Source organism: Pseudomonas frederiksbergensis, from assembly GCF_000802155.2.
GTDB lineage: Bacteria > Pseudomonadota > Gammaproteobacteria > Pseudomonadales > Pseudomonadaceae > Aquipseudomonas > Aquipseudomonas frederiksbergensis_A.
Genome location: NZ_JQGJ02000017.1, coordinates 74,206 through 99,228 on the forward strand (window position 1 = coordinate 74,206; position 25,023 = coordinate 99,228).

Below are 25,023 nucleotides of genomic sequence, written 5' to 3' on the forward strand. Positions count from 1 at the left end.
AGGTTGAAATGACTGCCGACACGCCCATTCCCGAAGACGATGAAACGCCGGAGTATCCATTGGGCTCACCCACCGACCCGCTGGGCCGCAATCAGCGGCCACCTGATGACGAGGACAGCGGCGTCGAGCAGGTTCCAATCGACGACCAGGACGTCGAGGCGGCTCCGGAAGATCCGGATATCGCCGGTGACGATGCTTCGGGCAAGCCCAGCTGATCACTTCCGCCCGTCGATTTTGCGGCACCATCGGCGCGCCAGGGTTGCCAGACATCAGGTAATCATCTGAAAAGGAGATTGACCATGATGAAGGTAAACCTGACGGCCGTGGCACTCGCTGGCGTCCTTTCCGCCAGTTCAATGGCAGCTTTTGCCCAGTCTTCGGATAACGCGCCCGTGGACAAGGGAGGCATGCCACCCTCGACCCAGATGGACGCCGGATCCACCACCGAGACTACCGGCAACGCCTTGCCACCCGGCTCCGTGGGAGGAGGCAACGGCGGTGATGCCAGCGGCAGCAGCACCAGTCCGGGAACCGGCAGTGGTTCCACCAGCGGTGGCAGCACGATGGGGGGCGGTTCCGGCACAGGCAATGGAACCGGTAGCAGCGGCGGCAGCGGAAGCGCAAGTGGCAGCTCAAGCGGCGGCGGATCGGGCTCCGGTTCAGGGAGTTCCGGCGGTTGATGCACCAACCGACTGCTGATCATCCAACCTAAGGGTGGCGAGGGGGCTTGCAGCAGCCACCCCCTCGCCATCGTCACGAAAATTTCCCATTGCCTGCACCGAGCGCGCCTCGCTATTCTGCTGAATCCTTTAAGGCGAACACGCTGCGCCGGGCGCACCTGAGCCATCCCTGGAATGTTGTGTTGATAACGGATCAGATGCAATGAATGCACCGCTGAAAAAGTTTGGCCCGATCAAGGCCGTGATTTTCGACATGGATGGCTTGCTGCTGGACACCGAAGGCATCTATACCGAGGTCACCTCCATCATCGCCGAGCGCTACGGGCGCACGTTCGACTGGAGCGTCAAGCAGAACATCATCGGGCGCGGCGCCACGGACCTGGCCAATTACGTCGTCCAGGCGCTGGAATTGCCGATCACCCCGCAAGAATTCCTGATCATTCGCGAACCCTTGATGCGCGAGCGTTTTCCCCATGCCCTGGGAATGCCTGGGGCCGAAGAACTGGTGCGGCATCTCAAGGCTCACGACGTTCCGATTGCGGTGGGGACGAGTTCGGCGCGCCAGTCGTTCGAGCTGAAAACCACCCTGCATCGGGATTGGTTCGCGTTGTTCGACTTTATCGTGACGGCAGATGACCCGGAAGTCGGTGCGGCCAAGCCGGCGCCGGATATCTTCCTCACTGCGGCCCGACGCCTGGGCGTCGAGCCTCGCGATTGCCTGGTGTTCGAGGACTCGCCGTTCGGCGTCACGGCGGCGAAAGCGGCGGGCATGACTGCCATCGCTATCCCGGACTCGGCCATGGCTGATGAAAAGTACGCCCACGCCGACGCGATCATCCGTTCGCTCAAGCTGTTCCAGCCAAGCCTGTGTGGGTTGCCGGAACTGGAGTGGGCTTGAGGCAAAGGGCTGCTGGGCACCCCTGCGGTTTGGCTTGGATCAGGCGCCGAAACCACCGTCGATGGTCAGGCTGGCCCCGGTGATGTAGGCGGCTTCCGGGCCCGCGAGGTAGGCAACGAAGCTGGCGATTTCCTCTACCGTGCCATAGCGACCCACTGCCATCAGGTCTATCAGGCTGGAGGCGAAGTCACCATCGGCCGGGTTCATGTCGGTGTCCACCGGGCCGGGTTGCACATTGTTGACGGTGATTCCCCGTGGGCCGAGGTCCCGCGCCAGGCCTTTGGTCAGGCCCACCAGCGCGGACTTGCTCATGGCATACGTGGCGCCGCCGGTGAAAGGCATGCGATCGGCGTTGGTGCTGCCGATGTTGATGACGCGTCCACCTTCGCTCATGTGTCGCGCAGCGGCCTGGGTGGCGACGAATACGCTGCGCACGTTGATGGCCAGGGTCTGGTCGAAATCTTCCAGCTTGAACTCGTCCAGCGGCGCCATCGCCAGCACGCCTGCATTGTTCACCAGGATATCCAGCCGGCCGAAGGCTTCGACTGTGGCCGATACTGCGTTGCGGATGGCCTCGGCGTCGGCGCTGTCGGCCTTGATCGCCAGGGCTTTGCCGCCGGTTGCGGTGATGCTGTCTTGCAATGCTTCGGACTTGGCGGCGGAGCTGACGTAGGTGAAGGCTACTGCCGCACCTTCCGCCGCCAGGCGCTTGACGATAGCGGCGCCGATGCCGCGGGAACCGCCTTGGATCAATGCGACTTTTCCACTCAGTGCTTGGGTGCTCATGTTGATGTTCTCCAAAGGTGCCAGGGCGAGATGCCACGGTGGTGGGGCGAGTATCGAGACTGGGTGACCCGCTGTGTAGACCTATATTGTTATAGTCTGTGTAAACCAAAAGTTTATAGTGGGCGCCATGGAGAGTTTCAGCAGTATCGAATGTTTTGTTCGCAGCGCCGAAGTTGGCAGCTTTGCCGAGGCTGCGCGTCGCTTGAGCCTGACGCCCGCGGCAGTCGGCAAAAGCGTGGCAAAGCTGGAAGCGCGCTTGGGGGTGCGGCTGTTCCAGCGCAGCACTCGCAGCCTGGCGTTGACGGAGGCCGGCCAGCTTTTCCTGCGGGAAGTGGGCAGCAGCTTCGCTACGATCCAGAACGCCGTCGCCAACCTCGCCAGCGCCGGTGGCCAGCCTGCCGGCACCCTGAAGGTGAGCATGGGCACGGCGTTTGGGCGGTTGTACGTGGTGCCGTTGTTAGGGGAATTCCTGCGGCGGTATCCGGCCATCAGCCCGGACTGGCATTTCGATAACCGCCAGGTAGACCTGATCGGCCAAGGCTTCGATGCGGCCATCGGTGGCGGTTTTGAACTGCCTCAAGGCGTCGTCGCACGAAAACTCGCCGTGGCCCACCGGGTGCTGGTTGCGTCCGAGGACTACTTGAAGAAACATCCCGGGATAGTCGAGCCTGAGGATCTGGCGCAACATCGGGGCATCTTGATTCGCTCGCCACAAACCGGGCGTGTCCGCTCATGGCAATTGACCAGCTGCCACCACCAGCAGAGCCCGCTCATGCTTAAACCAGGCATGACCATGAGTGACTCCGAGGCCGATTGTGCCGCCGCAGCGCAGGGGTTGGGCATCGGTCTGGTCAGTATGCCGATCGCCGTTCCCTTTCTGCAGAGCGGCGCAGTGCAACGGGTATTGCCGGACTGGTACGTTGATGACGGTAACATTTCGATCTATTACGCCGAGCACAAATTGCTGCCAGGCAAGACCCGGGCCTTTGTGGATTTCATCATCGAACAGTTTGCCGAGCAGGGGTTGGCCGAGCGGTTCAGTGCCGTTTGAGCCAGGCTCCCATCGGAGGATTTCAGCGGCCGCATAAAATATGCTCGCCGCGAAACCTTTGGCGGAGAGCCTGCGCGCGAAGGGTGCGATGCGGTCTAGCGCTGGAAACTCACCGCCCGAACCGCCCCGGCCAGCCCACGATGTTCTTCGGCCGAGGCGTCGCATAGGTACGCACTTTCGAGGTGGACAGCCCCAGCCGAACCAGCGATTCGGCAATCGTCACCGCGGCCGTTACACCATCGACCACCGGTACGCCGGTGCGCTGGTGGATCTGCTCATCGAGCCCGGCCATGCCGCCGCAACCCAGGCAGATCACTTCCGCTTTTTCCTGCCTGACCGCCAGTTCGGCTTGCTGCACGATGGCTTCAACCGCCCGTTGCGGGTCCTGCTCAAGCTCCAATACCGCCAGGCCGCTGGCCCGAACCGAGGCGCAACGGTCGAACAGGCCGGAGAGTTTGAGACGGTCTTCGATCAGCGGCACGGTGCGATCCAGCGTCGTGACCACCGAGTAGGCATGGCCCAGGAACATCGCGGTGCTGGCGCCAGCGTCAGTGATGTCCACCACCGGCACGTCGAGCAATTCCTGCAAGCCTTCGCGCCCATGCTCGCCGTAACCCGCCTGGATCACCGCATCGAACGGCTGATCGTAGGACATTACCCGATCCATCACGGCAATGGCTGCCAGGTAGCTCTCGAAATTGCCTTCGATGGAATCGGCACCGAAATGTGGCGTGAGCCCGATGATCTCGGTGCCCGGCGCGGCGACGGCTTGGGCCTGTCGAGCAATGGCCTGGGTGATGGATTCGGTGGTATTGACGTTGACGATGAGAATTCGCATGAAGAGTCCTTTCGGTAGCTTCAACAAGGATTCGGTGCTGACGTCCCCGTAGTGGACGTCGCGCTGCGTAACGAACCGCTATAACCCGGGAGCGATCAAACAGTCTTGGATTTGGCGATGATGTTGCCGGCATGCAGCCCGCATTCTTTCTGCGTAGCTTCTTCCCACCACCAGCGGCCTTCGCGCTCATGTTGGTTCGGCAGGACCGGGCGGGTGCACGGTTCGCAGCCGATGCTGATGAAGCCGCGCTCATGCAAGCTGTTATAAGGCAGCTCAAGCATGCGGATATAACCCCAGACTTCTTCGCTGGTCATCTGTGACAGAGGGTTGAATTTGTACAGTGTGCGCTCCGGCGTCGAGAACGCCGTGTCGATTTCCAATACCGCCACCTGGCTACGGGTACCCGGGCTCTGGTCGCGGCGCTGCCCGGTGGCCCAGGCACGAACGTCAGTCAGCTTGCGTCGCAATGGCTCGATCTTGCGGATGCCGCAGCACTCGCCGTGGCCGTCCTTGTAGAAGCTGAACAGGCCTTTTTCCTTCACGAAAGGGTCCAGTTTCGTATGGTCGGGCGAGATCAATTCGATGTCGATCTTGTAGTGTTCGCGCACCTGGTCGATGAACCGATAGGTTTCCGGGTGCAGGCGGCCGGTGTCGAGGCTGAACACCTTGACGTTCTTGTTCAGCTTCCAGGCCATGTCTACCAGCACCACGTCTTCGGCGCCGCTGAAGGATATCCACAGATCATCGCCGAATTCGGCGAAGGCCAGCTTGAGGATGTCCTGGGGGGACTTGTTGGCATAGGTCGTGGCGAGTTCCACGACGTCAAACGATGGGCTCATCAGGGCGGCTTCCTACAGGTCGGTGGCGCTGGGCGCTCTATATGGGGCTGATGTTAACAAAAGCAGCCGGGGCTGGCGCGTCCCTGTGCGTTGCGCGTACTTCGACGAATGGCTAGAGTCGGCAAGCCTTTTATTCGCCAACCGATAAACATCAGAAAAATGGGAGTGTCTTGTGGAAATTGCCTGTCTCGACCTGGAAGGTGTGCTGGTCCCGGAGATCTGGATCGCCTTCGCTGAAAAAACCGGGATTGATTCCCTCAGGGCGACCACTCGGGACATCCCCGACTATGACGTGCTGATGAAGCAACGGCTGCGCATCCTCGACGAGCATGGCCTCAAGCTTTCTGATATCCAGGAAGTCATCGCCACCCTCAAGCCGCTGGATGGCGCTGCCGAATTTGTCGATTGGCTGCGCGAGCGGTTCCAGGTGGTAATTCTTTCCGACACCTTTTATGAGTTCTCCCAACCGCTGATGCGTCAGTTGGGCTTCCCGACACTGCTTTGTCATCGCTTGATTACCGATGAAGGCGGGCGGGTGACCGGCTACCAGTTGCGTCAGAAAGATCCGAAGCGTCAGTCGGTCCTGGCCTTCAAGAGCCTGTATTACCGGGTGATTGCGGCGGGGGATTCCTACAATGACACCACGATGCTGGGCGAAGCCGACGCCGGGATTCTGTTCCATGCGCCTGAAAACGTGATCCGCGAGTTTCCGCAATTCCCGGCGGTGCACACGTTTGCCGAGCTGAAGCAGGAGTTCATCAAGGCCTCGAACCGTTCCTTGAGCCTATAAACGCAACTTCCCGTGGGAGCGGGCAAGCTCGCTCCTGCAGTGCTATGTGTTGTTCAGGATGTATTAAAGATCTTGCAAGGTGTCGAGCAACACCCGAACCTTGGTCATCGACTCCTGATACTCCGCCTGCCAATCCGAATCCGCGACAATCCCGCCGCCGCCCCAGCAACATACCTGCCCATCCTTGACCAGCAGACTGCGAATGGCGATGGAGCTGTCCATCTCCCCGCGCACGTCCAGGTACAGCAACGAGCCGCAGTACAGTCCGCGTCGGGTCGGTTCGAGTTCGTCGATGATTTGCATCGCGCGGATTTTCGGCGCGCCGGTGATCGAGCCGCCGGGGAAGCTGCCCGCTATCAAGTCCAAAGCGTCTTTATCGTCGGCCAGTTCACCGGTCACGCTGCTGACCAGGTGATGCACATTGGGGTAGCTTTCCAGGCTGAACAACTCTGGCACGCGCACCGAGCCGATGCGGCAGGTGCGGCCCAGATCGTTGCGCAACAGGTCGACGATCATCAGGTTTTCCGCGCGGTCCTTGGGGCTCGCCAGCAGCTCGGTGGCGTGGGCCGCGTCTTCCTCGGGCGTTGTGCCACGGGGGCGGGTGCCCTTGATCGGCCGGGTTTCGACGTGGCCTTCGCTGACCTTGACGAAGCGCTCCGGGGACAGGCTCAGTATCGCGTCACCCTCCGACAGGCTCTGGAAGCCGGAAAACGGCGTCGGGCACGCCGCCCGCAGCGCTTGATAAGCGGCCCAGGCATCACCCTGGCATTGGGCGCGGAAGCGCTGGGCAAAGTTGACCTGATAACAGTCGCCGGCCTGGATGTATGCCTGGATGCGTTCGAATGCCTGTCGATAGGCTTCGGCGCTGAGGTCCGGCGTCATCGGTCCTTCAAGATTGAACCGGGAAATGGGCGCCGGGGTTGGCTGGCTGAACAGCGCGATCAGGCGCTGGCGTTCGCCTTCGCCACAATGTGGGTGAAACACCAGTTGGCTGGTGCCCGCCTGATGGTCGCTGACCAGCGCCCAGTCGTACACGCCAAAACGTGCGTCGGGCAATTGCAGGTCGTCCGTGGCGTAGGACGGCAACGCTTCCAGGTGTCGGCCAAAGTCGTAGCTCAAGTAGCCGATCAGGCCGCCGGCGAAGGGCAATTGCATTGTCGTAGGCAGTTGCGCGTGGCCCAACTGCGTCAGATGCATGCGAAGCCGTTGCAGGAAAGCGCTGCCACTCTCGTCCGGCAACACCGTCAGTTGTTCCAGCGGCCAGGCGCTGAGCAGGTCGTAACGCCCACGTTCGGCACTTGGCCGGCCACTGTCGAGCAACACGCTGCCGGGGGCATGACGGATTGCCGCGAAATACTCGGCGGGGTTGGTGCGGTAGGGCAGCGGGTGTACGGAGCAGGTTGGCATGGGCGGGGTGGGTCAGCCGTTCAGGCGGGGGGAGCGATTGTAATCCCCTGTAGGATTTGCTCCTAGGGGGATGTCGGAGATGAGCACGTCTGTGGCAATCAAAACTATTTCTGGCGAGGTCTTTTTAACTGTGAGGAGGGGATAAATCCCCTCGCCACAAGGTCCGCCATGTTCCAAGTCATCGGGAACGAGATCACCCCTCGACAGGTGGAATATGCCCAAACAGTTCCTGGGCAAATGCCACACGCTCCTCCACGGTTTCGATAACGCCGCGGGCCTTGAGTTCTTCCAGGCGTGCTTCCACGGCGTGGGTGCGCAGGGTCAGGCCGCAGTCGTTGGCAATCTGGATGTTCAGCCCCGGCCGGGCGTTCAGCTCCAGGATCAACGGGCCTTTTTCTTGATCCAGCACCATGTCGACGCCGATGTAGCCCAGTCCGCACAACTCATAGCAACCGGCGGCCAGTTTCATGAAGCCGTCCCAATAGGGCAGTTGCACGCCGTCCACCGCGTTGGTGGTGTCGGGGTGCTTGGTGATGATGTTGTTCAGCCAGGTGCCGCGCAGGGTCAGGCCGGTGGCGAGGTCGACGCCCACTCCGATGGCGCCCTGGTGCAGGTTGGCCTTGCCGCCGGACTGACGGGTCGGCAAGCGCAGCATGGCCATCACCGGGTAGCCCATCAGCACGATGATGCGAATGTCCGGCACGCCTTCGTAGCTGATGCTCTTGAAGATCTGGTCCGGCGTCACGCGGTACTCGATCAGCGCCCGGTCACGGTGCCCGCCTAACGAATACAGGCCGGTGAGGATGCTCGACACATGGTGCTCGATTTCCTCATGGCTGATGATCTTGCCGGACACGGTGCGGTAGCGGCCTTCGAAGCGGTCGGCGATGACGATGATGCCGTCGCCGCCAGCGCCCTGGGCCGGCTTGATCACGAAGTCGGTGCGCCCGCCGATGATCTCGTCGAGCTTGTCGATTTCCTTCTCGGTGGAGATCACCCCGTACAGCTCCGGCACGTGGATGCCGGCGGCGATGGCCCGTTCCTTGGTGATGATCTTGTCATCGACGATGGGGTACAGGCTGCGCTTGTTGTACTTGAGCACGTAGTCGGCATTACGCCGGTTGATGCCCATGATGCCCCGGGCTTCCAGGGCCTTCCAGGTCTTCCAGAGGCCGAACATCAGGAGTCAGCCTTGACGAAGGCCTTGAACCGTACCAACTCGGTCAGGCGATAGCCGCGATAACGACCCATGGCCAGCATGAAGCCCACCAGGATCAGCAGGATTGCCGGGAAGGTGAATACGAAATAAACCAGTTCCGGCACGCTCATGATCAGGTGCGCCAGGGACGCGGCGAACAAGGTGCCGATGGCGACTTTCATCGCGTGGCCGGCGCCACGTTCTTCCCAGGTGATGGACAGGCGTTCGATGGTCATGGTCAGGATCACCATCGGGAACAGCGCCACGGACAAGCCACGCTCCAGGCCCAGCTTGTGGCTGAACAGGCTGATGGCGGCGATCAGCACCACCACGAACGTCAGCACCACCGACAGCCTCGGCAGCATTTGCAGCTTGAGGTGCTCCAGGTAGGAGCGCAGCGACAGGCCCAACGTGGTAATCACCGTAAACAGGATGATGCCGAAGCCCAGTTGGGTCTCGCGGAAGGCCAGGGCGATCAGTACCGGGGTGAAAGTGCCGAGGGTCTGCAGCCCGATCAGGTTGCGCAGCACCAGGATCACCAATACGCCGATCGGGATCATCACCATGATCATGAAGGTTTGCTGGGTCTGCAGCGGCAGGCCGTAGAGCGAATATTCGAGGAAATTGGCGTCGGTGTTCTCGTCCGTCAGCTTGGCCAGGCGAATGGCGTTCATTTCGCTGTTGTTCATGCTGAAGGTCACGGTGGCTTTCTTGCCGCCATCGACAGTGATCAGGTTTTCATCGCCGGTCCACCACAGCAGGCGGTCGGTCGGCAGGCCTTGCTCGCCGGTATCCGGGTTGAAATACAGCCAATCGGTGCCGTTGAAGCTGCGCAGCCACAACTCGGGTGTCTGCGGCTGGTCGGCCACCAGGCGGATGGTGTGGACCTTTTCCACCGGCACATGGGCGATGGACAGCACCAATTCGACGATCCTTGCCTTGTTGCTGGACGACGGATCGCCGGCCAGCAACAGCTTGACGTTGTCGTCGTTGAGGTTGTTCACCCGCTTGATCGCTTCGCTGATGAAGGTCTCGACGTCGGCCGAGTGCTGGCGGATCGGCGCGAGCAGGGCTTCGGCGGCCAGTTTTTCCGGACCTTCGACGGCGATGCTGTCGCGGAAGGTCGGGCCCTTGACCTTGGTTTTCTCGGCGCTGTAGCGCTTGGTCAGCACCAGGCGGTAATAAAGGGTCTGGTTGCCTTTGGCGCGGCGGGCCGACCACGTCACCTTCCGATTGCCGTCGACCCGGTTCACCGCAACACCGTAATTATTGGAAATGAAACTCTCGTTGAGGCTCACGTAGTCGCGGCTCAACGGCGGCACGAACATCTGGATCTTCACCGGATCCTTGGCGTTGGGCACGAATTCGACCTTGGCATCGATATTCCACAGGTCGTCGGTGGCGTCTTCGGTCACCGGAATGCCGAGCACGAAAATCTGATAGGCCGTCACCGACAGGCCCAGCACCACCAGGATGGCGATCAGCATTTTCAAATGGAGGGTAAGGGAGCGCATTGGAATTACTCTGCGGTATGAGCGGCATTGGCGCAGGCGGGTTTGCCGGCAGCGTATTTGAGACTGGGGTCGACCAGCGCGTCGAAACGCTTGAGCGCCTCGGAGCCGATCAGCAACGGGTATTGGAAGGCGCTGCGGTCGGTCAGGTTCACTTCGATGCTTCGCAGGGCCGAGCCCATGCAGATGTCCAGTTCGATGACCGGCCGGGCCGTGTATTTCTTGCCTTCTTCCGGGTCGTAGTCACCGGCGCGACGCTTGATCTTGCTGACACGGGCCAGCGGGCGTTCGATGGGGTGCGAATGGGCCGCGTCGATGGCCAAGTAGAAACGCACCCAGGATTCGCCATTGCGCTTGAAGCGCTTGATGTCCCGAGCGCTGAGCGAGGCCGTCTTGGCACCGGTGTCCAGCTTGGCGGCAACCTCCAGGTCAATGCCCTGCAGGGCCGCATATTCGTTGAGGCCGTACACGGTTTTTTCGCCCGCCGCGGCGAGCCCCGGCAGGCACAAGAAGCAAAAGGCAGCGGATAAGGGCTTGAGTGTCATAAATCCTGGTGCGCAGCGTTCCGTTTTTCGGTTCAGGCCCTGGCATTGCTGCACAAGCTCCTAGGTCGCCTTCTCTATATAGGAGAGGGGGCAATTGCGGCGGCATTCTAGCACGGTGGTTTTCTGGCGCCACCGCTGGCCGGAGGCTACATCTCTTCATGCAGCCGGGTTATCGCCGGGGCGTTTATTAGACGATTGTCGACAATATCGATTTTTGTTTTGACGCATAGGGGGATTTTGGTTAGTTTTCGGCGTATTGATTTTAAAGGTGTCGACAATATGCTCGATCAGCTCGAATCCCCGGTGATGGCTCAGGACGACTCGGAAACCCTGTCCGAGAACGTCTTCCGGCGCATCCAGGCCGCCATCGTCAAGGGCGAGATCGCCCCTGGCAGCAAGATCTCCGAGCCCGAGCTGGCACGTACCTACGGCATCAGCCGCGGGCCGTTGCGGGAGGCGATTCACCGCCTGGAAGGCCAGCGCCTGCTGGTGCGCATCCCGCATGTCGGAGCGCGAGTGGTCTCGCTGAGCCATGCCGAGCTGCTGGAACTCTACGAAATCCGTGAATCCCTTGAAGGCATGGCCTGCCGCCTGGCGGCCGAGCGCATGACCGTCGAGGAAATCGACGAGCTGCGCCAGGTCCTGGAAACCCACGAACGTGATGCGGCGTTCCAGGCCGGTGTCGGCTATTACCAGCAGGAAGGCGACTTCGACTTCCACTATCGGATTATCCAGGGCAGCGGCAATCGCACCCTCACGCAAATGCTCTGCGGCGAGCTGTACCAACTGGTGCGCATGTACCGCATCCAGTTTTCCACCACGCCCAACCGCCCGCGCCAGGCCTTTGCCGAGCACCACCGGATTCTCGATGCCATCGCCGACCGTGACGGCGAACTGGCTGAATTATTGATGCGCCGGCACATCGGCGCGTCCAAACGCAACATTGCGCGTCATTTCCAGGACAGCGCCGCCACTGAACGAGGTGAGTCATGAGCAACAGCACTCCAGGCCAGCGTTTCCGCGATGCGGTCGCCAGCGAGCATCCGCTGCAAGTGGTCGGCACGATCAACGCCAACCACGCGCTGCTGGCCAAGCGCGCCGGTTTCAAGGCGATCTACCTGTCGGGTGGCGGCGTCGCGGCCGGCTCCCTCGGCGTGCCGGACCTGGGCATCACCGGTCTGGACGACGTGCTGACCGATGTGCGCCGCATCACCGATGTGTGCGACCTGCCGCTGCTGGTGGACGTGGACACCGGTTTCGGTTCCTCGGCGTTCAACGTGGCGCGCACGGTCAAGTCGATGATCAAGTTCGGCGCGGCGGCGATTCATATCGAGGACCAGGTCGGCGCCAAGCGTTGCGGCCATCGTCCGAACAAGGAAATCGTCTCCCAGCAAGAAATGGTCGACCGCATCAAGGCCGCCGTCGATGCCCGCACCGATGACAGCTTCGTGATCATGGCCCGTACCGATGCCTTGGCGGTGGAAGGCTTGGAATCGGCCCTGGACCGCGCCGCCGCGTGCATTGAGGCCGGTGCCGACATGATTTTCCCCGAGGCCATCACCGAGCTTGAAATGTACAAACTGTTTGCCAGCCGCGTGAAGGCGCCGATCCTGGCCAACATCACTGAATTCGGCGCGACCCCGCTGTACACCACCGAACAACTGGCCGGTGCCGACGTGTCCCTCGTGCTGTACCCGCTGTCGGCGTTCCGGGCCATGAACAAGGCTGCCGAAAACGTCTACACCGCGATCCGCCGCGACGGCACGCAACAGAACGTCATCGACACCATGCAGACCCGCATGGAGCTTTACGATCGCATCGACTACCACACCTTCGAGCAGAAGCTCGATGCGTTATTCGCGGCGAAGAAGTAAGGCGCGACTCCCTACAAATTCAAGAAAATGGAGACAGCAACATGGCCGAAGCAAAAGTACTCAGTGGCGCCGGGCTCCGTGGTCAGGTGGCCGGGCAAACCGCATTGTCCACCGTGGGCCAATCGGGCGCCGGCCTGACCTATCGCGGCTACGACGTCCGCGACCTGGCGGCTGACGCGCAATTTGAAGAAGTGGCCTACCTGCTTCTATACGGCGAGCTGCCGACCCAGGCCCAGCTGGACGCCTACACCGGTAAACTGCGTCAGTTGCGCGATTTGCCCCAAGCCTTGAAAGAAGTGCTGGAGCGCATTCCCGCCGACGCCCACCCGATGGACGTGATGCGCACCGGTTGCTCGTTCCTGGGTAACCTGGAGCCCGAGCAGGATTTTTCAGAGCAACACGACAAGACCGACCGCCTGCTGGCCGCGTTCCCGGCGATCATGTGCTACTGGTATCGCTTCAGCCATGAAGGCCAGCGCATCGATTGCGTGACCGACGAAGCGTCCATTGGCGCCCACTTCCTGCACTTGCTGCATGGCAAGAAGCCGAGCGAGCTGCACGTCAAGGTGATGAATGTCTCGCTGATCCTCTACGCCGAGCACGAGTTCAACGCCTCGACGTTCACCGCCCGGGTCTGCGCTTCCACGCTGTCGGACCTGTTCTCCTGCATCACCGCGGCCATCGGCTCGCTGCGCGGTCCGCTGCATGGCGGCGCCAACGAGGCGGCGATGGAAATGATCGAGCGCTTCAGCTCTGCGCAGGAGGCCATCGAAGGCACGCTCGGCATGCTGGCGCGCAAGGACAAGATCATGGGCTTCGGCCATGCGATCTATAAGGACAACGATCCGCGCAACGAGGTGATCAAGGGCTGGTCGAAAAAACTCGCTGAGGAAGTGGGCGACACAGTGCTGTTCCCGGTCTCCGAGGCGATCGACAAGACCATGTGGGAACAGAAGAAACTGTTCCCCAACGCCGATTTCTACCATGCCTCGGCGTACCACTTCATGGGCATCCCGACCAAGTTGTTCACGCCGATCTTCGTCTGCTCGCGCCTGACCGGCTGGGCCGCCCACGTGTTCGAACAACGCGCCAACAACCGCATCATCCGACCGAGCGCCGAATACACCGGCGTCGAACAGCGCAAGTTCGTGCCAATCGAACAACGCTGAGCTGGAGGTTCTAGCGCTGCTACTGAAATAACCGAAGACCCTTGTGGGAGCAGGCTCGCTCCCGCAAGGAATGTGTTTGTTTCAATGGTGCGCCACCTTCTGAAACCACCGTGACCCGAGTCCTGACGATGAACACAGAATTTCGCAAACCGCTGCCCGGCACTTCGCTGGATTATTTCGACGTTCGCGGGGCCGTGGATGCCATTCGCCCCGGCGCCTACGACGGCCTGCCGTACACCTCCCGCGTGCTGGCGGAAAACCTGGTGCGGCGCTGCGACCCGGCCACGCTGCGCGAGTCGCTGCTGCAACTGATCGAGCGCAAGCGCGACCTGGACTTCCCATGGTTCCCGGCGCGGGTGGTGTGCCATGACATCCTCGGCCAGACCGCCCTGGTCGACCTCGCCGGCTTGCGCGACGCCATCGCCTTGCAGGGCGGTGACCCGGCGCAGGTCAACCCGGTGGTGCCGACTCAGTTGATCGTCGACCACTCGCTGGCGGTGGAAAGCGCCGGTTTCGATCCCCAGGCCTTCGCCAAGAACCGTGCTATCGAGGACCGGCGCAATGAAGACCGCTTTCACTTCATCAACTGGACCAAGAAGGCCTTCAAGAACGTCGATGTGATTCCGCCAGGCAACGGGATCATGCATCAGATCAACCTGGAAAAAATGTCACCGGTGATCCAGCAGCGGGACGGCGTGGCCTTCCCGGACACTTGCGTGGGCACCGACAGCCACACGCCCCATGTCGATGCCTTGGGCGTTATCGCCATTGGCGTCGGTGGCCTGGAAGCCGAAAGCGTCATGCTCGGTCGCGCCTCGTGGATGCGCCTGCCGGAAATCGTCGGCGTCGAACTGACCGGCAAACTGCAACCGGGCATCACGGCCACGGACATGGTCCTGGCCCTGACCGAGTTCCTGCGCAAGCAGAAAGTCGTGGGGGCGTGGCTGGAGTTCTTCGGCGAAGGCGCCAGTGCCCTGACCTTGGGCGACCGTGCGACCATCTCCAACATGGCCCCGGAATACGGCGCCACGGCGGCCATGTTCCATATCGATCAACAGACGATCGATTACCTGAAACTCACGGGGCGCGAAGACCAGCAGGTGCAGTTGGTCGAGAACTACGCCAGGACCACGGGCTTGTGGGCCGACAGCCTTAAAGGCGCGCAATACGAACGTGGCCTGACCTTCGACCTGTCGTCGGTGGTGCGCAACATGGCAGGTCCCAGCAACCCGCACGCCCGCGTCGCGGTGTCGGATCTGGCGGCCAAAGGCATCTCCGGCCAGTGGGACGATGTGCCAGGCCAGATGCCCGACGGCGCAGTGATCATCGCCGCGATCACCAGTTGCACCAATACCAGCAACCCGCGCAACGTGATCGCCGCTGGCCTGCTGGCGCGCAACGCCAATCGCCTGGGCCTGGCGCGCAAGCCGTGGGTCAAGTCATCCCTCGCACCGGGTTCGAAAACCGTGGCGCTGTACCTGGATGAAGCCGGCCTGACGTCCGAACTCGAGAAGCTGGGCTTCGGCGTGGTCGCGTTCGCCTGCACCACCTGCAACGGCATGTCCGGCGCGCTGGACCCAGTCATCCAGCAGGAGATCATCGACCGCGACCTGTACGCCACCGCAGTGTTGTCGGGCAACCGCAACTTCGACGGGCGTATCCATCCGTACGCCAAGCAGGCGTTCCTGGCGTCGCCGCCGCTGGTGGTCGCGTATGCCATCGCCGGGACCATTCGCTTCGACATTGAGAAGGATGTGCTGGGCGTGGTGGACGGTCGCGAGATTCGCCTCAAGGACATCTGGCCGAGCGACGAAGAAATCGACGCCGTGGTGAAGGCCTCGGTGAAACCGGAGCAGTTCCGCCAGGTGTACATCCCGATGTTCGCCATCCAGGAAGACACCGGGCCGAAAGTGACGCCGCTGTACGACTGGCGCCCGCAAAGCACCTACATCCGTCGTCCGCCGTATTGGGAAGGCGCGCTGGCCGGTGCGCGGCCGCTCAAGGGCATGCGCCCGCTGGCCGTGCTGCCGGACAACATCACCACCGATCACCTGTCGCCGTCCAACGCCATCATGCTGGACAGCGCCGCCGGTGAATACCTGGCGAAAATGGGCCTGCCGGAAGAGGACTTCAACTCCTACGCGACTCACCGTGGCGACCACCTGACCGCACAACGGGCGACCTTCGCCAACCCGAAACTGTTCAACGAAATGGTCGTTGAGGACGGTAAGGTCAAGCAGGGTTCCCTGGCGCGGGTCGAGCCGGAGGGCAAGGTGATGCGCATGTGGGAAGCCATCGAGACCTACATGGAACGCAAGCAGCCGCTGATCATCATCGCGGGTGCCGACTACGGTCAGGGATCGTCGCGGGACTGGGCAGCCAAGGGTGTGCGCCTGGCCGGTGTCGAGGCGATTGTCGCCGAAGGCTTCGAGCGTATCCACCGCACCAACCTGGTGGGGATGGGCGTGTTGCCGCTGGAGTTCAAGCCCGGCACCGATCGCAAGACCCTGGACATCGACGGCAGCGAAATCTATGACGTGATCGGCGAACGGACCCCGCGGGCGACGTTGACGTTGGTGATCACTCGCAAGAACGGCGAGCGCGTCGAAGTGCCTGTGACCTGCCGCCTCGATACCGCTGAAGAAGTGTCGATCTACGAAGCTGGGGGCGTGCTGCAACGCTTCGCCCAGGATTTCCTCGAGTCGGCGGTGGCCGTTTAAATCGCTTGGGTGGCCGCTGTTCCGGCCACCTGTTTTTTCAGGAGTTAGAGCATGGCTCACTCGCCTCAAATCAAGATCCCCGCGACCTACATGCGTGGCGGCACCAGCAAAGGCGTGTTTTTCAGCCTGCAAGACCTGCCCGAAGTCGCCCGCGTTCCTGGCCCGGCCCGGGATGCCCTGTTGCTGCGAGTGATCGGCAGCCCCGACCCGTACGAGAAGCAGATCGATGGCATGGGTGGCGCGACGTCCAGCACCAGCAAGACCGTGATCTTGTCCAAGAGCGCCCGGGCCGACCACGATGTCGATTACCTGTTCGGCCAGGTCTCCATCGACAAGCCGTTCGTGGACTGGAGTGGCAATTGCGGAAACCTGTCGGCGGCGGTGGGGTCGTTTGCCATCAGCAGTGGCTTGGTGGAGCCCGGCCGGATTCCGCAAAACGGCGTGGCCGTGGTGCGGATCTGGCAGGCCAACATCGGCAAGACCATCATCGCCCATGTGCCGATCACCGACGGCGCGGTGCAGGAAACCGGTGATTTCGAGCTCGACGGCGTGACCTTTCCGGCGGCCGAAGTGCAATTGGAGTTCATGGACCCGGCGGCCGAGGAAGAGGGCGGTGGCGGCTCGATGTTTCCCACCGGCAACTTGGTGGATGACTTGGAAGTGCCCGGTGTTGGCACTTTGAAGGCGACGCTGATCAATGCCGGGATTCCTACGATTTTCATCAATGCTCGCGATGTGGGCTACACCGGCACCGAACTGCAGGGCGCTATCAATGGCGATCCCAAGGCGTTGGCGATGTTCGAAACCATCCGCGCACATGGCGCCTTGCGCATGGGCTTGATCAAGCACTTGGACGAAGCCGCCCAGCGCCAGCACACCCCGAAAGTCGCGTTTGTCGCGCCGCCGGCGGATTACCTCTCGTCCAGCGGAAAAGCCGTGGCGGCGGGCGACGTCGATTTGCTGGTGCGGGCATTGTCCATGGGCAAGCTGCACCACGCCATGATGGGCACCGCCGCCGTTGCCATCGGCACCGCCGCGGCGATTTCCGGCACTTTGGTGAATCGGGCGGCGGGCGGTATCGAGCGCAACGCCGTGCGTTTCGGCCACCCCTCCGGCACCCTGCGCGTCGGCGCCAAGGCCAGCGTGGTCAATGGCGAATGGACCGTGAAAAAAGCCATCATGAGCCGCAGCGCGAGGGTGTTGATGGAAGGATTTGTGCGGGTGCCAGGTGATGTTCTGAACTGAGTCGAAAAACCTGTGGGAACGGGCTTGCTCGCGAAAGCAGTGCATCGGCCAACACAGATGTTGGATGTGCTGGCCTCTTCGTCGGATCGCCGCCCGGAGCAGGTCCGCGCCCACAGCGGCCTGTTGTCAGCCTCCGGTCAGTGCAGTGACAACCAGCCCCACATTATTCTCCAACTCCGCGACCGGGTCGGCACCATCGGTGTTCAGCACCAGCAGTTGGCTACCGCCTTCGGTGATGGCTGCCTTCAGCGCATCCGAGGGCTGGCGATGATGCAGCACCAGCGCCACATCGTTGTCTTTCAATGTGGTCGTCAATTGTTTGAGGGCTTCGGGCTTCCACTCGGTGTCAGGGCGGGTGTCGGTGCTGATGCCATCCAGATTCAATCCACTGATCAAGTAACCGAAATGCTCGCTCAGGCTGACCACGCTCAGGTTGTCAGCGCTGGCGAGGCGTTTTTCGCTGTCGGCGCTGAGTTTGAGCAGGCGTTGCTTGAGGGCCGCCAGGTTGGCGTCGATTTTCGTTTTGTCCGCCGGGGCCAGGCGCACCAGGTCGGCGGCGATCACGTCGGCCATCCGCCCCAGGTTATGACTGGCCATCCACGGCTGGCTCGCCAAACCGTCAGCCATGCCCGGTTGCACGGCGATACCGGGCAGGGCGCCGTCCACGGGGCGGGCCGCGTCGACTTCGACGATGCGTATATTGCTGCGTCGGGCCATGGGGTACAGCGGATCGTCCGGCCATAACGAGCGCAGGCCGATCACAGCGTCGGCCTCGCGGGCCAGTTTGTTCAGCGCCGTCGCGCCACGGCCACTGAAGTAGGCGCTCTGGCGGGTGCCGGGCAGATTGTCCGGTGCCGCCCGCTCCAGGCTGACCTCGGTCCCCTTGAGCAAGGCCTCGCCCAACCCGTAGGTGACCGGCAACGATGCCAGCAGACGGACCTTTTCAGCGGCGAATGATGAAGTGACGGCCACGCCGCACAACGCGACGGCCAGGGTCAGTTGTCGCAATGAAAAAACCATTTATCCAAGATTCCCTTTGAGGCTGGGGACGACGCCACGGGCGATGGCGCTCAGGGCGAAGGCGATGCCGGCTACCAGAATGATCGCGGCGCCGGACGGGATAGGCAGGTCGAACACAATCGGCGCGAGAATCCCGCACAGGGTGCTGACCGTGGCAATCAGCACGGAACACCAGAAAAAACCTTTCAAGGATTGGCTGAGCAGACGCGCCGCCGCCGCCGGAATCACCAGCAACGCCCCCACCAGGATGGCGCCGATGACTTTCACCGCCGCCACGGTGATCAACGTCACCAGGACTACGAACAGGTAGTCCAGGGTCTTGACCGCCACCCCGCGCACCGCCGCCAGTTGCGGGTTGAAGCTGGCGAGCATGATGCGGTTGTACAGCGGCAACGCCAGGGCCATCACCAACGAACCGACCACCGCGAGCACCAGCAGATCGTTGCCGTTGACTGTCAGCACTGAGCCGAACAATACGTTTTCCAGGATGTGCACGTTGATCTTGCCCGCCAGGATCAACAGCAAGCTCGCGCCCAGTGCCAGGGACACCGACAGGAAGACGCCAATCAGGGTGTCGGGCGCGAGACCGGTGCGGTTGCGCAGGTAATTGAGCAGGATGCCGAACAGCAGGCAGTAGCCGAACAGGCTGCCGTACGGCCCGGTGTAGGGTTCGCCGAGCAGGATGCCAATCGCCACGCCGGTCAGCGCCGCATGGCCCACCGCCTCGGAGAAAAATGCGAAGCGCTTGACCACCACCAGCGTGCCGAGGCCGCCCAGGACCGGGCCGATCAACAGCCCGGCCAACAACGCATTGACCACAAACCCGTAGGCCAGCGCCTCGGGCAAATATCCTGACGAGGCCCAGCCCTGGACCATCAAACGAAAGGCTTCATAACTCATCAGGCTGCGCTCCCGTTCGTGCGTGGGTGGGTGGAAAACAGCGTCAGCAGCCGCTCCGGGGTCAGGGTCTGGCGTGGCGGGCCGTCGAACAGTACCCGGCGATTCAGGCCGGTGACCCGATCGGCCAGGCGTCCGACGGCTTCCAGGTCATGTTCGATCCACAGCACGGTAATCCCGGCCTGGCGCCAGTCCTGCAACAACCGTTCGAACACCCGGATGCCGGCCTCGTCGAGGGCTGACATCGGCTCGTCGAGCACCAGCAATTGCGGCGAAGGAATCAAGCCCTGGGCCAGCAATACCCGCTGGCGCTCGCCCCCGGACAGGGCGCCCATGCGCCGCTTGCGCTTGTCCTGCATGCCGACCTGTTCCAGGGCCTGGCCGATGGCGCCGGCGTAATGCTTGCTCAAGCCGAGGAAGGCCGGTCGCCGCTGACACATCGCCGCCATGAAATCATCCACCGTCATCGGCAGGCCCCGGTCGAATTCCAGTGCCTGGGGCACGTAGCCGATCACCCCGGGTTCGCCCGGCCATTGCAAGCTCAGGCGTCCCTGGTGTGGCATTTGTCCGAGCAAGGTCTTGATCAGCGAACTCTTGCCGCCGCCGTTAGGGCCTACCAGGGCGTGGACGCTGCCGGGTTTCACCTGGAAACACACTTGGTCGAGGATCGTGGTGCGCCCCAGCTCAAGGCTGATGTCGGCGAATTCGATCAACGGGCCGGATTGTTGCTGGATAAGGGTTTCCTGCACCGTCATGCGCCGGACTCCTGGATCGCCCGGACCACGGTGTCGAGGTTGCCGGTCATCTCCTTTTCGTATTTCTCGGCGCTGTATTCACCGTAGGAAATGTGCGAAAGCGGGTACAGCTTTACGCCCGATTCACGCTGGATGGTGTCGACGTAGGTGGACGGAAAATCCATCTCCGAGAAGATCACTTTCACATCCAGTTCACGCAGTTGGTCGATGGTTTTTTTCAGCTGGCTGGGACTCGGTTCGATGCCATGGGCCGGCTCGACCACGGCGGTCACTTCCAGGCCGAATTCGCGCAGCAGGTAATCGTAGGCGGCATGTACGGTGGCGACCCGCAGCTCGGCATTCGGCGCCTGGGTCAGCTTGGCCAGGGCATCGGCGCGCATCTGCCGCAGGCGCTTGCCGTAGGCGCGGGCGTTTTGTGTATAGGTCTTGGCGTTGTCCGGGTCGAGCTTGCCCAGCTCCCGGGCGATGTTGTTGACCTGGGCAATGGACGCGCTGATGGACAGGAACGTATGCGGGTTGACGACTTTGCCCGCGCCCCGGGCGGCAGTGCCGGTGGCGGCCAGCAGGGGCACGTTTTCGTTGGCTTCGATGACCTTCACGTCCGGGGTTTCGCTGGCGGCGATCATGCGGTCGGCGAAATCGTCGTGGCCGACGCCGTTGAGCACGATCACATCCAGGCCGCTGATGCGCTTGATGTCCTCGGCCCGAGGTTCATAGGCGTGAGGATTGAACCCGGCCGGGATCAACGGCACGACCTCGGCCTTGTCGCCGACGATGTTGGCCACGTAGCTGTAATACGGGTGCAAGGTGATACCGATGCGCAGGCGATTGGGCGCTTCGGCGCTGGCCAGCGGGGCGAGCAGGCAGGCCAGCAGGCCAATCACCAGCAGGCGCAGGAATGGGCGACGTGGAGATGCGATAGACATGGGCAAGCGGTCTTCTCTTGAATGAGGGGCGTTGGGTCAATGCCGGTGCTGGCGAGTCACGCCGGCATCGAACTGCGCGACGATCTGCTGCCAACCGGCGACGGACAGGGCTGCGTCGTCGGATGCGGCAGGAGCGGTCGCAGGTTGGCTGCGGTTGAGCCAGATGTCCGGGGGCGCGTCGGGCGATTCGCTGATGCGCATCAGAAAGGAGCCGGAGACGGAAGGGTTGGCGCTGGCGCCAAAGTAGGCGTCGTCGCCCAGTAGTTGCCAGGCGTGGCCGCCGCGACTGACAGAGCTGGCATCCTGGGCGAACGGGGCAAAGCCTTCGTCCGCCAACGCTTGGGGGGCGGGAAGGGCTGGCTCGCTTTCGCGCAGGATGCGGATCTCGTCCAGCGTGACCCGCAGGTCGGCGTAGATCCCTTGCTCGGCGGCGCTGAGGTCGCGACGGGCATCCAACTGGTTGCTTTCCAGGTGGGCGACCTCCTGGGTTTCGCCGTGCCAGGCCACCACTGACCCGGCCCCCAACACGATGATCAGGCACAACAGCAGGACATAAAGGGTTTCATGGCCGGCGCCGGCGGGGCGGACAACCTGGAGGGTCGGTGTGCTCATGGGGCCTCGATGTCGGCTTGGTCGATTTCCACGACGTGGCCGGGGCCGGCGTCGAAGAGGACGTAGAATTCGGTGCTCGGTTTCTTGAAGGTCAGCGTTGAGTCGGCGCCGAGCTTGCCAGGGACCAGGATGGTTTCGTCGTAGCCAATCACATCCAGCGTCACCCCGGGGGCACCACTGCCGTCGGAAAAACCACCGGTGCATTGGATCTGTTCGGCGTCGATGGCCTTGCACTCGCACATAGGGTTGTGAGCCAGTGCGCTGGTGCTCAAGCCTGCGCACAGCAGCAGCGCCAGGCTGTTGAGAGAGGCGCGGAAGGTCATGGTTGGGCTCCTTGGGTTTTCAGCCAGGCGACAGTGGCCGGGGAGGCCTGGTTCAGGGGGATGGAGGCTTGATGCATCGAGCCGTCCCAGCCTTCGAGGGTGATCCAGAGCTCGGCGTCTGGCTGGGTCTTCTTGGGCACCGGCAGCATGGCGCCCATGCGATAGGGCGAGCCGAAGAAAATCACCCCGGCGGCCCGCAGGCTGCGAGGCTTGCCGATGCGCAGGTAGGTGGCTTTCACCTGGCTGATGCAGCGTTGGCACAAAGCGGCATTGAAGTGCTTCATGGGGCCGGCGGGGCCCTGGGTACGAGGGGCTTCGTTGCGAAATTCCGCCAGGTGCAGGCTCCACGGACCCACCTGGATCTCGCCGACTTCCCGCTCGCCGAGCCCTCCGTCGCCTCGGAACAACGCCGCTTCCGACAGGTACTTGGGCATGAAGCCCAGGGGAATCAGCAGCAACAGCACATTGAGATGGAAGCGCCATTTATGCCAGAACCGGCCCAGGCGTGCAGATGATATGGTTGTGGTGGACGGATTCACAGGTTGCCCTCCGGCGAGTCACGGTGGAGGGAGGGTTGCAATGGCGATGCGATACGAGCAGGCCGGGCAGGTTTCTGGCTGCGCTTGACGGCGTTGGCAGTGGCCAAGGCCGTGCGTTTGGTCCAGATCAACAATCCGCTGAGGACCATCATGCTCAGGACCAGGCCGAAGAAAAACCAGATGAGCTTGATCCAGAGGCCGCCGAAGTCCCCGGTATGCAACGGCCGCATGGATTCGGTGACGAACTCCAGGGCCGTCCGGTCCGACAACAATCGCGAGGCGTCTACCTCGCCGTTGTAGGGATTGATGGTTGCGGTCTGGAACATCAATGGATACCAGCCCCGTCCGCCGATTTCGAGGTGGCTGTAGGCGTTGCCGGGCAAACTGACGAAGCTCGCCTCCAGTCCCGGGATCTGTTGCCGGGCGATCTCGATGGCCCGGTCCAGGTTCAATTGCGGGGGAGCGGTACCATCGGCCGACAGCGGAACGCTTTCACGGGCCACGACCGGGACGACGGGCGCGCTGGAAATGGAGATCCCGTTGTCGGCCAGTGTGGCTTCGATCAGAAACCAAGTGCCGGTCACGGAAATGACCGCGATGAACCAGATCGACCAAATGCCACTGAGCCGATGCAAATCGCCCCAGAAAATCCGCGCGCCGTGGCGGATACGCAAGGTCGGGCGCAGGAAACCTTTCCAGAAGCGTTTGTAGACGACGAGGCCGGTTACCAGTGAGGCGAGCATCGGCAGGCCGAGGAAAGACACCAGGTACCAGCCCCAGCTGTAGCCGTTGGTGAACGGCACCAGCCACCAGCCATGCAAGGCGCGGGTAAAGCCCCGGAAATTGAACGCCGGAGCCGATCCCTGGATGACACCGCTGTAAGGGTTGACGTAGACGGTGTCCGGGCGCCCGTCGGGATACGTGACCTTGGCTTCCAGGGCAAAATGCGATTCATCCGGACGCACGATACTTTGCACCTGGGTCAGCGGCTGGGCTTGCTTGATGGCAGCCCTGACCTGATCGTAGCTAAGCAATGTGGCGTCATCGCTGGGCTTGCTGGCGCGCATCTCAGGGTTCGCCAGCCAGACGATCTCCTGGCTGACCACCGCCAGGGTGCCGGTGACACAGACGATCAAAACGAAAAACCAGATGGGCAGCGCCAACCAGCTATGGACGAGAAACCAGAGTTTGGAGCGGGACTTTTTCGACATGATTGAACGTCTTGATTCGATGAAAGGTTCCGTGTCACGGGCTTCGCAACACCCTGAACCCTGGAAAGGCAGGTCGTGGCTTTTGCCGACGCGGCCTGCTGCATCTAATTAAGACGAACGAGTCACTCAAATCCTGAAGGGAAAGATGAAAGAAAATGTTTCGCGTTAGCGATAAGCATCGAGTGTCTTCTTCAGTCCGGGGCGTAAATCTCCCTCGCCACGGGCTCGCCCAACAAATGTGCCCCTGGCCCTCGCTTGCCCAGTACGTCGCCCTGATTACGCAACGGGCAATTTTCCATCGAGAGGCAACCGCAGCCGATACAGCCGTTCAGCCGATCACGCAGGGCGATGAGTTGATTGATGCGCTCATCCAGATTTCGACTCCACTGCTCTGACAAGGTTTTCCAGTCGGCCGCGGTCGGGGCACGATTGTCCGGTAGGTTTTGCAGTGCCTCGCCAATCTCAGCCAGGGGAATACCCAGGCGTTGTGCGACTTTGATCAGCGCCACCCGCCGTAGCACTTCCCTGGGGTAGCGACGCTGATTGCCCTGGTTGCGGGTGCTTTTGATCAGCCCCTTGGTTTCATAGAAGTGCAGCGCGGTGACCGCCACGCCGCTGCGAGCGGCGACTTGGCCGACGGTGAGCTCTTTGTGGACATTGATAGGCTTTGTCACTTCAATCACCGCTTGACCTTGACTTAACTAGAGGTTTTACCCTGCAGGCCTTCGGATCGCAAGATTCGCCTTATTTCAATGGGGGGACCTTCCATGCAATCGCCAACCAACGAGCGCACCTTCACACAGTTGATTGAGTTCGATATCGAGCCTCAATGGCTACAGGCGCTGGTGACCGCCCTGTCGGAACAGACCGAGCGCCTGGCGCGGGATTTTCCAGGCTTTCTCAGCGCCACTATCCAAGCCAGCGAGGACGGAAGGCGGGTGCTCAATTGCCTGCAATGGCAAACCCGCGAAGCTGGGGACGCGGCGTTTCGAAGTGTTGAACATGGCGAGGGAAATTTCTGGCGGCTGATCCAGCAGCATCGGGCCAAAGCGGTGACGTTCGGCTCTTTCCAGGTGCTGCGCAACATCGAGCGCAGCCTGGATGATGCTCTGCATTGCCCGTGGCTCAACCAAGCGCAACGAGGAATACGAGAGGGCGATAGCCACTATCAAAAGCGTTGATTTCTGCC

General features: G+C 62.0%; 27 protein-coding genes. 10 read left to right on the plus strand and 17 right to left on the minus strand.

Annotated elements, in window-relative coordinates:
• The first annotated feature begins 8 nt into the window (after positions 1–8).
• Positions 9–215 (plus strand): hypothetical protein, encoded by a 207-nt coding sequence (locus JZ00_RS23720; RefSeq protein ID WP_039593708.1) that lies wholly within the window; start codon positions 9–11, stop codon positions 213–215.
• Positions 216–277: 62 nt separating this feature from the next.
• On the opposite strand, the gene JZ00_RS31810 is transcribed toward JZ00_RS23720, so the two are convergent.
• Entirely contained in the window at positions 278–757 is a 480-nt protein-coding gene (locus tag JZ00_RS31810; RefSeq protein ID WP_160300878.1) for a hypothetical protein, read from the minus strand.
• A 125-nt stretch (positions 758–882) separates the two neighbouring features.
• Here JZ00_RS31810 and JZ00_RS23730 point away from each other — a divergent pair, with 125 nt between their 5' ends.
• Complete coding sequence (locus JZ00_RS23730; RefSeq protein ID WP_039593709.1) at positions 883–1,578, plus strand: HAD-IA family hydrolase; 696 nt, start codon at positions 883–885, stop codon at positions 1,576–1,578.
• A 39-nt stretch (positions 1,579–1,617) separates the two neighbouring features.
• On the opposite strand, the gene JZ00_RS23735 is transcribed toward JZ00_RS23730, so the two are convergent.
• Complete coding sequence (locus JZ00_RS23735) at positions 1,618–2,364, minus strand: 3-oxoacyl-ACP reductase family protein (protein ID WP_039593710.1); 747 nt, start codon at positions 2,362–2,364, stop codon at positions 1,618–1,620.
• Between the two features lie 127 nt (positions 2,365–2,491).
• Between JZ00_RS23735 and JZ00_RS23740 the strand changes: the two genes are divergently transcribed.
• Positions 2,492–3,415, plus strand: a complete 924-nt coding sequence (locus JZ00_RS23740) for a LysR family transcriptional regulator (protein ID WP_039593711.1) — start codon at positions 2,492–2,494, stop codon at positions 3,413–3,415.
• 109 nt (positions 3,416–3,524) lie between these two features.
• Here the strand turns inward: JZ00_RS23740 and JZ00_RS23745 are convergent, their stop codons facing one another.
• Complete coding sequence (locus tag JZ00_RS23745; protein ID WP_039593712.1) at positions 3,525–4,253, minus strand: aspartate/glutamate racemase family protein; 729 nt, start codon at positions 4,251–4,253, stop codon at positions 3,525–3,527.
• 95 nt (positions 4,254–4,348) lie between these two features.
• On the minus strand, positions 4,349–5,092 hold the full coding sequence (locus JZ00_RS23750; RefSeq protein WP_039593713.1) for a phosphoadenylyl-sulfate reductase: 744 nt from the start codon (positions 5,090–5,092) through the stop codon (positions 4,349–4,351).
• Positions 5,093–5,264: 172 nt separating this feature from the next.
• On the opposite strand from JZ00_RS23750, the gene thrH reads away from it, so the two are divergent.
• Positions 5,265–5,882, plus strand: a complete 618-nt coding sequence (thrH, locus tag JZ00_RS23755) for a bifunctional phosphoserine phosphatase/homoserine phosphotransferase ThrH (RefSeq protein ID WP_039593714.1) — start codon at positions 5,265–5,267, stop codon at positions 5,880–5,882.
• A gap of 63 nt (positions 5,883–5,945) precedes the next feature.
• Here thrH and pabB read toward each other — a convergent pair whose 3' ends face one another.
• The 4 genes from pabB to rloA all read right to left on the minus strand — a co-directional run bounded on the left by pabB (position 5,946) and on the right by rloA (position 10,543).
• The gene (gene pabB / locus JZ00_RS23760; protein ID WP_039593715.1) at positions 5,946–7,289 is read right to left on the minus strand and encodes an aminodeoxychorismate synthase component I; all 1,344 of its coding nucleotides are present in this window, start codon (positions 7,287–7,289) and stop codon (positions 5,946–5,948) included.
• 193 nt (positions 7,290–7,482) lie between these two features.
• A complete protein-coding gene (locus tag JZ00_RS23765) occupies positions 7,483–8,469 on the minus strand; it encodes an alpha-L-glutamate ligase-like protein (protein ID WP_039593716.1) in 987 nt (328 codons plus the stop codon).
• Positions 8,469–10,001: an osmotic stress tolerance membrane protein RloB gene (gene rloB / locus JZ00_RS23770; RefSeq protein ID WP_039593717.1), complete on the minus strand. Its 1,533-nt coding sequence runs from the start codon at positions 9,999–10,001 to the stop codon at positions 8,469–8,471. The genes JZ00_RS23765 and rloB overlap by 1 nt, the downstream gene beginning before the upstream one ends.
• 5 nt (positions 10,002–10,006) lie before the next feature.
• Positions 10,007–10,543 carry a retropepsin-like aspartic peptidase RloA gene (gene rloA / locus JZ00_RS23775; protein WP_039593718.1) on the minus strand — a complete coding sequence of 179 codons (537 nt, stop codon included), beginning with the start codon at positions 10,541–10,543 and terminating at the stop codon, positions 10,007–10,009.
• Positions 10,544–10,822: 279 nt separating this feature from the next.
• Between rloA and JZ00_RS23780 the strand changes: the two genes are divergently transcribed.
• The 5 genes from JZ00_RS23780 (at position 10,823) to prpF (ending at position 17,551) form a co-directional block, all read left to right on the plus strand.
• Entirely contained in the window at positions 10,823–11,536 is a 714-nt protein-coding gene (locus JZ00_RS23780) for a GntR family transcriptional regulator (RefSeq protein WP_039593719.1), read from the plus strand.
• A complete protein-coding gene (gene prpB, locus JZ00_RS23785; protein ID WP_030137801.1) occupies positions 11,533–12,417 on the plus strand; it encodes a methylisocitrate lyase in 885 nt (294 codons plus the stop codon). The genes JZ00_RS23780 and prpB overlap by 4 nt, the downstream gene beginning before the upstream one ends.
• Positions 12,418–12,458: 41 nt before the next feature.
• Positions 12,459–13,586 (plus strand): bifunctional 2-methylcitrate synthase/citrate synthase, encoded by a 1,128-nt coding sequence (prpC, locus tag JZ00_RS23790; RefSeq protein ID WP_039593720.1) that lies wholly within the window; start codon positions 12,459–12,461, stop codon positions 13,584–13,586.
• A gap of 128 nt (positions 13,587–13,714) precedes the next feature.
• The gene (acnD, locus tag JZ00_RS23795; RefSeq protein ID WP_039593721.1) at positions 13,715–16,306 is read left to right on the plus strand and encodes a Fe/S-dependent 2-methylisocitrate dehydratase AcnD; all 2,592 of its coding nucleotides are present in this window, start codon (positions 13,715–13,717) and stop codon (positions 16,304–16,306) included.
• Positions 16,307–16,357: 51 nt separating this feature from the next.
• Complete coding sequence (gene prpF / locus JZ00_RS23800; RefSeq protein WP_039593722.1) at positions 16,358–17,551, plus strand: 2-methylaconitate cis-trans isomerase PrpF; 1,194 nt, start codon at positions 16,358–16,360, stop codon at positions 17,549–17,551.
• 126 nt (positions 17,552–17,677) lie between these two features.
• Here prpF and JZ00_RS23805 read toward each other — a convergent pair whose 3' ends face one another.
• From JZ00_RS23805 to soxR, 9 genes are all read right to left on the minus strand, one after another.
• Positions 17,678–18,571 (minus strand): metal ABC transporter solute-binding protein, Zn/Mn family, encoded by an 894-nt coding sequence (locus JZ00_RS23805; RefSeq protein WP_039593723.1) that lies wholly within the window; start codon positions 18,569–18,571, stop codon positions 17,678–17,680.
• Positions 18,572–19,471, minus strand: coding sequence for a metal ABC transporter permease (locus JZ00_RS23810; RefSeq protein ID WP_030137806.1), 900 nt, complete (start codon positions 19,469–19,471; stop codon positions 18,572–18,574).
• Positions 19,471–20,223 carry a metal ABC transporter ATP-binding protein gene (locus JZ00_RS23815; protein ID WP_039593724.1) on the minus strand — a complete coding sequence of 251 codons (753 nt, stop codon included), beginning with the start codon at positions 20,221–20,223 and terminating at the stop codon, positions 19,471–19,473. The genes JZ00_RS23810 and JZ00_RS23815 overlap by 1 nt, the downstream gene beginning before the upstream one ends.
• Positions 20,220–21,149, minus strand: a complete 930-nt coding sequence (locus tag JZ00_RS23820) for a metal ABC transporter substrate-binding protein (RefSeq protein WP_039593725.1) — start codon at positions 21,147–21,149, stop codon at positions 20,220–20,222. Before JZ00_RS23820 ends, JZ00_RS23815 begins: the two co-directional genes overlap by 4 nt.
• Positions 21,150–21,185: 36 nt before the next feature.
• Positions 21,186–21,761: a DUF6162 family protein gene (locus tag JZ00_RS23825; protein ID WP_039593726.1), complete on the minus strand. Its 576-nt coding sequence runs from the start codon at positions 21,759–21,761 to the stop codon at positions 21,186–21,188.
• Positions 21,758–22,084: a hypothetical protein gene (locus JZ00_RS23830; RefSeq protein WP_039593727.1), complete on the minus strand. Its 327-nt coding sequence runs from the start codon at positions 22,082–22,084 to the stop codon at positions 21,758–21,760. Before JZ00_RS23830 ends, JZ00_RS23825 begins: the two co-directional genes overlap by 4 nt.
• Entirely contained in the window at positions 22,081–22,623 is a 543-nt protein-coding gene (locus JZ00_RS23835) for a hypothetical protein (protein ID WP_039593728.1), read from the minus strand. The genes JZ00_RS23830 and JZ00_RS23835 overlap by 4 nt, the downstream gene beginning before the upstream one ends.
• Positions 22,620–23,834, minus strand: a complete 1,215-nt coding sequence (locus JZ00_RS23840; RefSeq protein WP_039593729.1) for a PepSY-associated TM helix domain-containing protein — start codon at positions 23,832–23,834, stop codon at positions 22,620–22,622. The genes JZ00_RS23835 and JZ00_RS23840 overlap by 4 nt, the downstream gene beginning before the upstream one ends.
• Before the next feature lie 191 nt (positions 23,835–24,025).
• Positions 24,026–24,508, minus strand: coding sequence for a redox-sensitive transcriptional activator SoxR (gene soxR / locus JZ00_RS23845; protein ID WP_039593746.1), 483 nt, complete (start codon positions 24,506–24,508; stop codon positions 24,026–24,028).
• Positions 24,509–24,601: 93 nt separating this feature from the next.
• Here soxR and JZ00_RS23850 point away from each other — a divergent pair, with 93 nt between their 5' ends.
• Positions 24,602–25,015, plus strand: coding sequence for an antibiotic biosynthesis monooxygenase (locus tag JZ00_RS23850; protein WP_046510120.1), 414 nt, complete (start codon positions 24,602–24,604; stop codon positions 25,013–25,015).
• The last annotated feature ends 8 nt before the right edge of the window (positions 25,016–25,023 follow it).